Annotated in this window: 2 protein-coding genes (1 of these 2 only partly in view); both read left to right on the top strand. The window is 63.1% G+C overall.

Features of this window, described 5'->3' with window-relative positions; all coding sequences use genetic code 11:
* Positions 1-345 precede the first annotated feature (345 nt).
* Positions 346-9,837 carry a non-ribosomal peptide synthetase gene (locus tag BW686_RS04080; protein ID WP_084914480.1) on the top strand — a complete coding sequence of 3,164 codons (9,492 nt, stop codon included), beginning with the start codon at positions 346-348 and terminating at the stop codon, positions 9,835-9,837.
* Positions 9,834-13,638 carry the 5' portion of a non-ribosomal peptide synthetase gene (locus tag BW686_RS04075; RefSeq protein ID WP_084914477.1) on the top strand. It continues 13,973 nt past the right edge of the window, so the window shows 3,805 of its 17,778 coding nt (coding positions 1-3,805); it begins with the start codon at positions 9,834-9,836; its stop codon lies off the right edge, out of view. Before BW686_RS04080 ends, BW686_RS04075 begins: the two co-directional genes overlap by 4 nt.

Genomic DNA, 13,638 nt, shown 5'->3' with positions numbered 1-13,638 from the left:
CTTCCTTATTTCTACCTCGTGAGGAGCGATCCTGTGGTCGACTCCTGCCCGGCAACTACTGAAGGAAAAGCTGATGAAGATTACTGATTAAAGCAGCGGGCAGCGATGTCTTGCGTCGTTTATCGCTCGCGCTCACACACAAACGGTTCTGGGTGAAAGTTAGAGTATTCAGCCTAAGGTTTCGCGTCACGTCTGTAGCGTAAAACAGGGACACATCTGAAGATTGAATTGAACTAATTACCCATGATTGGTATCGATCCGGCAGTGTCCGGGTTTAAGGGGCCATACACTGACAAACGTGAAGTGCTTAATCCGCGGCTTATCTGCCGATAAGGACTTCGAGCCATGCCTGCCGCCCCGACTTTTCCACTGACCGCTGCCCAACGCGACATCTGGCTTGATCAGATCAGCCACGGTGATTCGCCGCTCTACAACATCGGTGGATACATGGAGTTGGCCGGGCCGGTCGACCCGGACAAACTGCAGCGTGCCCTGGAGCAACTGGTGGCAGCCCACGAGGGCCTGCGCACTGTGCTGCTGCCGGGTGCAGGGCCGGACGGTTTGCCGTTGCAAGGTTACGCAACATCAATGGCGATTACCCTGCCGCTGCATGACCTGCGTGAACAACCGCATCCGGTCGATGCCGCCCGCGAACTGATACGCGAACGTATGCAGCGTCCTTGCAGGCTCGACGGCAGTCCACTGTTCAGCTTTTGCCTTGTCCACCTGGCTCACGAACACTATTGGCTGGTGACTCAGGCCCACCACCTGATCCTCGATGGTTGGGGTTTCGGGCAGATGATGAAATCGCTGGGTGAACACTACACCGCGCTGATCAATGGCGAAAGCCTTGATGCCAGGGCGCCACGCTACAGCGACTTCATCAAGGACGACGAGCAATATCACGTCTCGGCGCGGCATGCGCGAGACAAAGCCTATTGGCTGGAGAAATACCGCAACCTGCCGGAGCCGTTGCTGGTGTCCCGCTATCACAATCGTCGGGCAACCGATCCGGCGCCGTCCTGCACATGGGTGCAGGCCTTCCCCGAAGCGCTGCACGCCCGCATGAAGCAATTTGCCGAAACGCATAACGCCTCCGCTTTTCACGTGCTGCTGGCGGTTCTGCACGTCTATTTTGCGCGCACCACACAACGTGAAGAGTGGGTGGTCGGGTTACCACTGCTCAACCGCACCGGCGCGCGTTTCAAAGCGACGCTGGGCCATTTCGCTCAGGTCAGTGCCGTGCGCATGGCCTTCGCCGACGGGCTGGACTTCGCCGCTTTGGTGGTCGAGGTGCGCGACACGCTCAAGCGCGATTTCCGCCACCAGCGCTTCCCCTTGAGCGAGCTGAACCGCAGCCTCGAATTGTCACGCGAGGAACGGGCGCAGTTGTTCGAGGTGTCGGTCTCCTATGAACTGGAGAACCATGACTATTGCTTCGGCGACGCTCAGGCTCAGACCGTCAAAGTCTCGAATGGCTACGAAACCACGCCGTTGGCCATCCACTTGCGCAGCAACAGCTACAACGACGAGGCCTGGCTGCATCTGGTCCATCACCGCGCCTGGATTGACGAGGCTGAGGCGCAAGCAATCGCCGGGCGGCTGTTGCACATACTGGAGCAGGGGCTGGAGAACCCGACGCTCAACATCGAAGCCTTCGAGCTGGCGACGGCCACCGAGCAGTTGCAGGTAGAGGGCTGGAACCAGACCCAAACGGACGTGACAGATGAGCGATTGATTCATCGACGCGTCGAACGGCAGGCCCGCACCCGGCCCGATGCGGTGGCAGCGGTCTACCAGGGTCGGCAGTTGACCTATGCGCAACTCAATCGACAGGCCAATACGCTGGCTCAACGGCTGATGGCCCACGGTGTGCGTCCTGACGACCGGGTTGCGGTGGTGTCCCGTCGCGGTCTGGAAACCCTGGTCGGCCTGCTGGCGATTCTCAAGGCCGGCGCTGCCTATGTGCCCATCGACCCGGCGCACCCTCGCGAGCGACTGAATTACCTGTTGAGCGACAGCGCCCCCGTGGCCGTGCTGACACTGTCCTCGCTGGTCGACCGCCTGCCGCCCCTGACCATGCCGCTGATCGAACTGGACGGCTGTCTGGACACACAAGGTCTCGACAGCAACCCACAGGTGGCCGGGCTTGTCAGTGAGCATCTGGTCTATGTGATTTACACCTCAGGCTCCACCGGTCAGCCCAAGGGCGTGATGGTCGAACATCACACACTGTCGAACCTCGTCGACTGGCATTGCCAGGCCTTTGACGTGACGGCAGGCAGTCACACCTCCTGCCTGGCCGGGTTTGGTTTCGATGCAATGGCCTGGGAGGTCTGGCCGACCCTGTGTGCCGGGGCGACGCTGCATCTGGCGCCCGTGCAAGAGGGCGGCGAAGACATTGAGGCCTTGTTGAACTGGTGGCGCGCCCAGCCGCTGGATGTCAGCTTTCTGCCGACCCCGGTGGCCGAATACGCATTCAGTCAGGACGAAGAACACCCGACCCTGCGCACCTTGCTGATCGGCGGTGATCGCCTCCGTCAGTTTGCGCAGAACCGTCGTTACGCAGTCATCAACAATTATGGCCCGACTGAAACCACCGTTGTTGCCACCTCCGGCCAGGTCTCGGCCAACGGTTCGCTGCACATTGGCGGCCCCATCGCCAACACCCGTATTCATGTGCTTGACCGGCACTTGCAGCCCATGCCGGTGGGCATTACCGGTGAGCTGTACATCGGCGGTTCGGGCGTTGCGCGGGGCTATCTGAACCAGCCGCAACTGACCGAAGAGCGCTTTGTCGCCGACCCGTTCAGCGATGACCCGCGCGCGCGGCTGTACCGCAGCGGCGATCTGGTGCGCTGGAATGCCGACGGCACCCTGGATTATCTGGGGCGTAACGACGACCAGGTAAAAATTCGCGGCATGCGCATCGAATTGGGTGAAATCGAGGCCGTGCTGGCCAGTCAGGCGGGTGTGAAGGACGCTGTGGTGCTGGTACGGGATTTTCATCTGCTGGCCTGGTTCACCGACACTTCGCCGGTCGATACCGACGCACTGACTCAGGCACTGCGCGCACGACTCCCGGCTTACATGGTGCCGCGCGCGTTTACCCGTCTGGATTCACTGCCATTGACCGCCAATGGGAAACTCGACCGCCGCGCGTTGCCGGACCCTGACCCGGCGTACCTGCTCGGTCATGCCTACGCAGCGCCCGAAGGCGAAGTGGAAATCGCCATGGCGGCCATCTGGACGCAGGTACTGGGCGTCGAGCGGGTAGGGCGGCACGATAACTTCTTCGAACTGGGCGGCCATTCATTGCTGGCGGTGAACCTGGTGGAGCAACTGCGCAAGGCCGGTCTGAAGGCCGACGTGCATGTGCTGCTGAGCCAGCCGACAGTGGCCGCTCTGGCCGCCGCCCAGAACACGGTGCAGGCGTTCAACGCGCCCGAAAACCGTATCCCGACGGGCTGCACGCGCATCACCCCGGACATGCTGAGCCTGGTGACCCTCGACCCGTCCGCCATCGACCGGATTGTTGCCAGCGTCCCCGGCGGCGCTGCCAATGTGCAGGAAATCTACCCGCTGGCGCCGTTGCAGGAAGGCATTCTTTACCATCATCTGACCGCAGAACAGGGCGATCCCTACCTGCTGCAATGGCGCCTGGCGTTCGACAGCCTGGACCGTCTTGAGGCCTGGGCCGGCGCGTTGCAGCAGGTTATCAACCGGCATGACATTCTCCGCACCTCGGTGGTCTGGGAGGGGCTGGAGCATCCGCAACAAGTGGTCTGGCGCACTGCCGAACTGAACGTGCAGGCCGTCAGCCTGGACGCGGACAACGCGCAGACGGCGGTCATTGATCAACTGCAACAGCGTTATGACGCACGTCACCATCGGCTGGACCTGTCCCAGGCTCCGCTGATGCGTCTGGTCCACGCACAGGACCCGGCCAGCGGTGAAGTGGTTGCCATTCTGTTGTTTCACCACCTGGTGCTGGACAACACCGCGATGGAGATTGTCAGCCGCGAGATGAAGGCGCTGTTGTTTGGTCAGGCCTCAGACCTGACGACGCCCGTGCCTTACCGCAACTACGTCGCACAAGTGCGACTGAACAACGATGACGCCCGGCACACCGCATTCTTCAGCGACATGCTGGGGAACGTAGACGAACCGACCTTACCGTTCGGTGTGCAGGAAGTGCCCGCCGATGGCAGCGGCATCGAAGAGGATCGGCGCACACTCGATAACGCTTTGGCGTTGCGGCTGCGCGAACAGGCCCGGCAGTCGGGTGTCAGTGCGGCGAGCCTGATGCACGTCGCCTGGGCGCGGGTTCTCAGCGTGCTTTCCAACCGTCGCGACGTGGTTTTTGGCACGGTGCTGCTGGGGCGTATGGGCGGTGAGGGTGCTGATCGGGCGCTGGGGGTGTTCATCAACACGCTGCCACTGCGGGTCGACACCGCGCTGGCGACTCAGGCGGCGGTTAAAAACGTCCATTCAACGCTTTCTGCGCTGATCGCTCACGAACAGGCGTCGCTGGTGCTCGCTCAAGGTTGCAGCGGTGTGGCATCCGGTTCGCCGCTGTTCAGCGCCTTGCTCAATTATCGCCACAGTGCTGACGTCAAGCCGCTTGACGGCGAAGGTCTGTGGCAAGGCGTGCGGGTGCTTGGCGGAGACGTGCGCAGCAACTACCCGCTGACCCTCAGCGTGGACGACCTGGGCGAAGGCTTCGACCTGCACGTGCTGGCACTCGAAGGCATGGGCGCCGAGCGTGTGGCGGGCTGGATGCAAAACGCTCTGGAGCATCTGGTAGACACGCTGGAGCAAACCTGGCCCTTGGCCCTGAATAACCTTTCGATCCTTGACGATGAAGAACGCAGGCATCTGCTGACCGATTTCAATGCCAGCGAGCAGGACTTTGCGCAAGCCCTCACCGTGCAAAGCCTGATCGAGGCGCAAGCGCTTGGCAGGCCTGACGCCCCGGCCTTGATTCAGGGCGCGGACAGCCTGAGCTATGCCGAACTCAATCAGCGTGCCAACCGCCTGTCCCATCACCTGATTGCCCTCGGTGTTGCGCCGGACGAGCGGGTTGCGCTGTGTCTGCATCGCGGCCCGCAGCGCCTGATCGCCATGCTTGCGGTGCTCAAGGCCGGCGCCGCCTACGTGCCGGTGGACCCGGTTTACCCGGCCGAGCGCATCGACTACCTGTTGCAGGACAGCGCCCCACGCCTGGTGCTGATCGAAAGCTCGACGCTTGATCGGGTGGGTGACACCGCCAGCGTGAACATCGATCAGGCCGACAGCCTTCATTACGCCGACAGCAACCCGCGTATTCCGGGTCATGACGAGCGCAATCTGGCCTATGTCATCTACACCTCGGGTTCCACCGGCCAGCCCAAGGGCGTGATGGTCGAGCACGGCACGCTGGTCAATCTGGTGCAGTGGCATTGTCAGGCGTTCGATCTGCATGCGGACAGCCACACCTCCAGCGTTGCCGGTTTCGGTTTTGATGCGATGGCCTGGGAAGTATGGCCTGCGCTGTGCGCCGGTGCCGTGCTGCACCTGCCGCCCGCGCACATCGCCAACGAGCACGTAGACGAACTGCTCGACTGGTGGTTGCAGCAACCTTTGCAGGTCAGTTTTCTGCCGACCCCTGTCGCCGAGCAGGCATTCCGGCGTCCGCGCCAGCACCCGACGCTGCGTACCCTGTTGATCGGTGGCGACCGTCTGCGGCAGTTCGATACCGACCCGGGCTTTGCGGTGATCAACAACTACGGCCCGACCGAAACCACGGTGGTCGCCACCTCGGGAGCGGTATTGCCCGGTGGATCGCTGGACATCGGCGGCCCGATTGCCAACACCCGCATCTACGTGCTGGACGAGCAGTTGCAGCCGGTGCCGGTCGGTGTCATCGGCGAGCTGTACATCGGCGGCGCAGGGGTCGCCCGTGGCTACCTGAACCGCCCGCAAATGACCGAAGAACGCTTCGTCTCCGACCCCTTCAGCGACAAGGTCGAGGCACGGATGTACCGCAGCGGCGACCTGGTGCGCTGGAACGCGGATGGCACCCTTGACTACCTGGGACGCAACGACGACCAGGTGAAAATTCGCGGCATGCGCATCGAGCTGGGCGAAATCGAAGCGGTTCTCGCCAGTCAGGCTCAGGTCAAAGATGCCGTGGTGCTGGTGCGCGGCGAACGCTTGCTGGCCTGGTTCACCGAAAACGCCAGTGTCGAACCCGAGTCGCTGCGTGACGCATTGCGCGCTCGTTTGCCGGCGCACATGGTGCCGCTGGCGTTCACACGCCTGGCCGCACTGCCGTTGACCAGTCACGGCAAGCTTGATCGCCGTGCGTTGCCGGACCCGGAGCTGGAAGAACTGACCGGGCAGGTTTATGAGGCTCCACAGGGCGAAGTAGAGACCGTCATGGCGGATCTCTGGGCGCAGGTGCTCGGGCTGGAGAAAGTCGGGCGTCACGACAATTTCTTTGAACTGGGCGGTCATTCGCTGTTGGCGGTCAGCCTGGTCGAACGCTTGCGCAATGCCGGTCTGAGCGTCGATGTGCGGGTCTTGCTGGGCCGGCCGACCGTTGCTGCGCTTGCCGCATCCGTAGGTCATGGCCGTGAAATCATTGCGCCGGCCAACCGGGTCCCGACGGGTTGCGCACATATCACGCCAGACATGCTGAGCCTGGCACAGCTTGATCAGCCGACCATCGACCGTATTGTTGCCACAGTGCCGGGCGGCGCGGCCAACGTGCAGGAAATCTACCCGCTGGCGCCGTTGCAGGAAGGCATTCTGTATCACCATTTGACGGCGGAGCAGGGCGACCCGTATTTGCTGCAACTGCGCATGAACGTCGACAGCCTGGAACGCCTGGAAACGGTTGCCGACGCGTTGCGTCAGGTCATCGCGCGCCACGACAGCCTGCGCACTGCAGTGGTCTGGGAAGGGCTGGAAACACCGCAACAGGTGGTCTGGCGGCACGCAGACCTGGTGGTCGAGCGTGTTCCGCTTGCACAGATCGATGCCCAGGCGGGATCAGCCCGAATGGACCTCGGCTGCGCGCCGCTGATTCGTCTGGCTTACAGTCCTGACGCTACAGGTGCGGGCCTTTCCGCGACGCTGCTGTTTCATCACATCGTGGTGGATGCCACGGCCCTTGAAGTGATGCGCGAGGAAATGCTCGCCCACATGCGCGGCGAGCCGGCCCCCGCACAACCTGCCGTGCCGTACCGCAATTATGTGGCTCAGGCGCGTCTGGGCGTCAGCGAAGCGGAACACGAAGCGTACTTCCGCGAGCAACTGGGTGATATCGAAGAACCGACCCTGCCGTTCGACCTGCGCGATGTCCAAGGTGACGGCAGCTCGATCGAGGAAGCGCAACAGATACTGCCCGATGCGCTGGTGCGAAGCCTGCGCAGTCAGGCACGGCAATTGGGTGTCAGTGTGGCCAGCCTGTTGCACCTTGCCTGGGGCCGCGTGTTGTCAGCTGCCACCGGCAATGACCGGGTGGTGTTCGGCACCGTGTTGCTGGGCCGCCTGCAAGGCGGTGCCGGTGCCGACCGTGGCATGGGCATTTTCATCAATACCCTGCCGCTGAGGGTCGATCTGGGAAATGTCGGCGTGCGCGAAGGGGCGCGCGCCACTCACGCCCGTCTCGCCGCCTTGCTCGGGCATGAGCATGCATCCCTGGCTCAGGCCCAGCGCTGGAGCGGGATTGCCGCGCCGTTGCCGCTGTTCAGCGCCATTCTCAACTACCGGAACGCTGCCGGGCAGGCGCGCCAGGACGCTCAGCAAGATGCCTGGCGCGGCCTGGAGATTCTCGCCAGCGAGAAACACACCAATTACCCCCTGAGCCTCAATGTCGATGACTTGGGCGACAGCCTGCGCCTGAGCGTGACGGTGCCGCCTGAGGTCGGCGCGCAACGTATCTGCAGCTATGTGCAACAGACATTGAGCGGCATGGTGGAGGCGCTGGAGCGCCAGACGGATCTGCCGATCCGGTGCCTGCCGGTGCTGGACGCCGACGAGCGTCAGCGTTTACTGGTCGGGTTCAACACGACAGACGTTCATCACGACTTGCAGCAAACCCTGCAGGGCCTGTTCGAAGCCCAGGTCGTGCGTACGCCGCAGGCCATCGCATTGCGCGCCGGACGTTCGCAACTGAGCTACCGGCAGCTCAATGAACAGGCCAACGCGCTGGCCCATCACCTGATCGATCTGGGCGTGCGGCCTGATGATCGTGTCGCTATCTGCGTCGAACGCGGCCTGTCAATGGTGGTCGGGCTTCTGGCCATCCTCAAGGCCGGTGGCGCCTACGTTCCGCTCGACCCGGGTTACCCGCGCGAGCGACTTCAGTACATGGTCGAGGACGGTGCGCCGATTGCCTTGCTGGTGCAGGCCGCCACGCACGATCTGCTGGACGACGAGCATACCCTGCGAATCGATCTGGAAGGCTCGGCCTGGGACAGGCAGCGCATCGACAACCCGCGTATTTCCGGTCTGACGCCGAATCACCTGGCGTACGTGATTTACACCTCGGGTTCCACCGGCACCCCGAAAGGCGTGATGGTCGAGCACAGCGGGGTGAGCAACCTGGTGCAATGGAGTTCGCTGCTGTGCCCACCGGTGCCAGGCGCGGCGCTGCTGCACAAGACGCCGATCAGCTTCGACGCTTCGGTCTGGGAAATCTTCTGGCCGCTGTGCAGCGGAATGCCCTTGGTGCTTGCCCGTCCTGACGGCCAGCGGGATCCGGCCTACCTGGCACAAGTGATTCAAGAGCGGCAGATCAGCGTGGTGCAGTTTGTGCCGGTGCTGTTGCAGCAGTTTATCGATCTGCCGCAAAGCAGTTCGTGCGACAGCCTGACCGACATCGTCTGCGGCGGCGGTGAACTGACCCCGGCGCTGGCTGAACGCGTACGCCAGCGCTTGCCGAAAGTGCGCCTGCATAACGTATACGGCCCGACTGAAACCACCGTCGATTGCAGCGTCTGGACGCTCGAACCCGATCAGCGCGTGCCTGACAGTTCACTGCCCATCGGCAAGCCGATCAGCAATACACGCCTGTATGTACTCGATGCCGACGACCAGTTGGTGCCGCAAGGAGTGATCGGTCATTTGCACATCGGCGGTGCCGGTGTGACGCGTGGCTACATGAACCTGGCGCAATTGAATGCCGAGCGTTTTATCGCAAGCCCGTTTGTTGCGGGCGACCGCCTGTATCGCAGTGGCGATCTGGTCCGCCAGCGTGCAGACGGCAACCTGGAGTTCTTCGGCCGCAATGACGATCAGGTAAAAATCAACGGATTGCGCATCGAGCCGGGTGATATCCAGGCCTGCCTGACCGGTCATCCGGATATCCATCAGGCCGTGGTGGTGGTCCGCGACGAGCAACCGGGCGGTCAGCGGCTGGTGGCCTATTACACCGGCGCGCTGCTGTCGGTCGAGACGTTGCGTAACCTGTTGCGGGCGCAACTGCCGGATTACATGGTGCCTGCGCTTTACGTGCATCTGGACGCCATGCCCCTGAGCCCCAACGGCAAGCTGGACCGCAAGGCATTGCCGGTGCCAGGTGCCGACGCCGTGCTGACGCGACCCTTCGAGGCGCCCGAAGGCGAGACCGAAACCCTCCTGGCAAGACTCTGGAGCGAGCTGCTCGGGGTCGAGCACGTCGGGCGGCATGACAACTTTTTCGAACTGGGCGGGCACTCGCTGCTGGCGGTAAGCCTGACGGCGCGTCTGCGTCAGGAAGGCATCGAAGCTGACGTCCGGGCACTGTTTGAACAACCTACGCTGGCCGGTTACGCCGCGATCACAGAAAACATGGAGATCACCCTGTGAGCATCAACGAACTTTTGGCAACACTCAAAGCTCACGATATCCACCTGACGGTCAAGGACGGACAGCTGGTGGTGCAGGGTAATCGCCGGGCCTTGAGCGACAACGGCCTGCTGGACCATCTGCGCACTCACAAACCGGCACTGATCGAGCTGATCGGGCAGGGCGATTACACCACCGGCAAGCGCCCGGCTCTGGTACTGCCGCCCAACGCGATCCCGGCGGGATGCGAACACATTACCGCGCAGATGCTGACCCTGGTCGAACTCGATCAAGGCGCCATCGACCGGTTGATCGGGCTAATTCCGGGAGGCGCTGCCAATGTGCAGGACCTCTATCCGCTGGCCCCGCTGCAACAGGGTATTTTGTACCACCACGTGACCGCCACGCACGGCGACCCGTATGTGATGAGGGTGCAGTTCGCCTTCTCTGATCAGGCGCGTCTGGACGCGTTTGCCCGCGGGCTGCAAACCGTCATCGACCGGCATGACATTTTGCGCACATCCGTACACTGGGACAGTCTGGAAACGCCGCTGCAAGTGGTCTGGCGGCATGCCGAGCTCAAGGTCGACACTTTGCCGACTGCCGAAGGCATCACGATGGACCTGAGACAGGCGCCGCTGATGCGCCTGGTCTGCCATGAGCCGGTCGACGGCAAAGGCGTGCAGGCCACCTTGCTGTTCCACCACATCGCGATGGACCACAGCGCCCTTGAAGTGGTGCGTCACGAGATTCAGGCCTGCCTGTCCGGTCAGCTCGAGTCGCTGGGTGTGCCCGTGCCGTTTCGCAATTACGTCGGGCAGGCGCTGCTGGGCGTCAGCGAACAAGAGCATGAGGTGTTTTTCCGCGACATGCTCGGCGACCTCGATGAACCGACCCTTGCCTACGACCTGCAAGACCTGAGCGGTGAAGGCGATGACATCGACGAGCACAGCATCACGCTGGACCTGCTGCTGTGTCAGCGTCTGCGCGGTCAGGCACGAAGCCTGGGCGTAAGCGTCGCCAGCCTGTTTCATCTGGGCTGGGCACGGGTGCTGGCGGGTCTGACCGGTCAGCAGCGCGTGGTGTTCGGCACTGTGTTGATGGGGCGTCTGTTGGGCGCCGAGGCCACAGAACGGGCCTTGGGGATTTTCATCAATACCTTGCCGTTGCGCATCAACCTGAGCGACCAGGACGTGGTGACCGCGGTGCGCGCGACCCACCAGCGCCTGACCGCCCTGATGCGTCACGAACACGCACCGCTGGCGCTGGCTCAGCGTTGCAGCGGCGTGACTGCGCCGACGCCGCTGTTCAACGCCTTGCTCAACTATCGACACAGTGCGCCAGCGCAGGCGTCCGGCGAAACCTGGCAGGGCATTGAAGTGCTGCATGCCCAGGAGCGCAGCAACTACCCGCTGGTGCTGAGCGTCGACGATCTGGGCGAGGCTTTCGGCTTCACGGCGCAGACGTCGCCGGGCATTGATCCGCAACGGATTTGCGCTTACCTGCAACGCGCCATGGAAAGCCTGCTCGACGCACTCGAGCAGGCGCCGCACATGCCTGCCGAACGGATCGACGTCGTACCGCCTCGCGAGCGCGGGCAATTGCTCAGCGACTTTAACCCCTGCGACACGCCTTACGAGCGTTTTCTGACGCTCCACCAGCGTATCGAGCAGCACGCGCAACAGCGCCCCGATGCGACCGCCGCACAAGTCGGCGAGCAACGCCTGAGCTACGGCGAGCTGAACCGGCGTGCCAATGGCCTTGCCCATCATCTGATCAGCCTCGGCGTGCAGCCGGACGACCGCGTGGCCGTGGTCGCACGGCGCGGCCTGGAAACGCTCATCGGCCTGCTGGCCGTACTCAAGGCTGGCGCAGGCTATGTGCCGGTGGACCCGGCGCACCCGGACGAGCGCATTGCCTACTTGCTGAATGACAGCGCACCGGTTGCGGTGCTGACCCAACAACCGCTGCTGGCACGTTTGCGAGCGCTGGACCTTCAAGGCCCGCTGATCGACCTTGAACGGCCTGTCTGGCCCGAGCAGCAGGACAGCCCGCAGGTCGTCGGGCTGGGTTCGACGCACTTGGCGTATGTGATCTACACCTCGGGTTCGACCGGTCAGCCCAAAGGCGTGATGGTCGAGCACCGTACCCTGAATAACCTGATCGACTGGCATCGTGAGGCGTTCGACCTGAGCGTGGGCAGCCATACCGCCAGTATGGCGGGTTTTGGCTTTGACGCGATGGCCTGGGAAGTCTGGCCGGCGCTGTGTGCCGGGGCCACGTTGCACCTGCCGCCCGCTGACATCGGCAATGAGCAGCTCGATGCGCTGCTTGACTGGTGGCTGGCTCAGCCGCTGCAGGTGGCCTTTCTGCCGACGCCGGTCGCTGAATATGCGTTCAGTCGCGACCTGCGTCACCCGACCCTGCGCACACTGCTGATCGGCGGCGACCGCCTGCGTCAGTTCCATCGCGACCCGGGCTTTGCGGTGATCAACAACTACGGACCGACCGAAACCACCGTGGTTGCCACATCAGGCCGCCTGCTGCCCGATGGCAGCCTGGACATCGGCAAACCGATTGCCAACACCTCGGTGTATCTGCTGGATGAGCAGCAACAGCTGGTTCCGTTGGGCATGGCCGGTGAGCTTTACATTGGTGGCGACAGTGTTGCGCGTGGTTACCTGAACCAGCCGCAACTGACCGCCGAGCGTTTCCTGCGTGACCCGTTCGCCGAGCACTCGCAAGCGCGCATGTACCGCACCGGCGACCTGGCGCGCTGGAACGCTGATGGCACGCTGGAGTACCTGGGCCGCAACGACGATCAGGTCAAGATTCGTGGTGTGCGCATTGAGCTGGGGGAGATCGAAAGTCAGTTCAGCCAGTTGCCCGGCATCGAAGAGGCGCTGGTGCTGGCCCGTGAGGATGAGCCGGGTCAGCCGCGACTGGTGGGCTACTTCACCGAGCGCGCAGAGGCGATGCCGACAACCGTAGATGACCTGCGCGCCGCGCTGGCAAGCCGTTTGCCCGCGTACATGGTGCCCAGCGCACTGGTGCGGCTGGACCGCTGGCCGTTGACCGCCAACGGCAAGGTCGACCGTCGCGCCTTGCCCGTGCCGGACCGCGACGCGCTATCGACCGGAGAATACGAAGCACCGCAAGGTGAGCTGGAGCATGCGCTGGCCCTGATTTGGAGTGAGCTGCTGCAGGTCGAGCGGGTCGGTCGCCATGACCGCTTCTTTGAGCTGGGCGGTCATTCGCTGCTGGCGATGCGCATGGTGTCTCAGGTGCGTCAGCGCCTTTCTCTGGAGCTGGCGCTCGGTGACTTGTTCGCCGACAGCTCGTTGAGTGCCGTGGCACAGTGTCTCGCCGCGGCTGCGCGCAGCCAGTTGCCGGACATCGATGTGCAGCCGCGCACCGGTCCGGTGCCGTTGTCTTCTGCGCAGCAGCGAATCTGGTTCATGGCGCAGATGGAAGATGCCAACAGCGCCTACAACATTTCGTTGGGCCTGAAACTGAACGGTCCGCTGGATGCTGATGCCTTGACACGTGCGCTGGAGCGCATTGTGGCTCGCCACGACAGCCTGCGCAGCCGCTTCAGCCAGGAAGACGATAACGCCTGGGTGCAGGCTGCGTCCGTCACCGCAGTACCCGATATCTGTTGGCAGGACCTGCGTGGTCAGGACGCAGATGCTTTGCGTGCGGTCGCAAAGGAAGAGGCCGCGCAGCCGTTCGATCTGCAAAACGATCTGCCGATCCGCGGGCGTTTGTTGTGTCTGGCTGAAGACCGTCACGTATTGCTGCTGACCGTGCATCATATCGTGG

Origin of the sequence: Pseudomonas syringae (assembly GCF_002157375.1) — a bacterium.
In the GTDB taxonomy this organism is placed as follows: Bacteria; Pseudomonadota; Gammaproteobacteria; order Pseudomonadales; family Pseudomonadaceae; genus Aquipseudomonas; species Aquipseudomonas syringae_T.
The sequence above is the reverse complement of the archived record's forward strand: the minus strand, read 5'-3'. Positions and strand labels throughout refer to the sequence as shown.

What these genes read in the sequence shown, in the direction of transcription:
- BW686_RS04080 (WP_084914480.1), top strand. Translation starts at nt 346, where the DNA reads ATGCCTGCCGCCCCGACTTTTCCACTGACCGCTGCCCAACGCGACATC.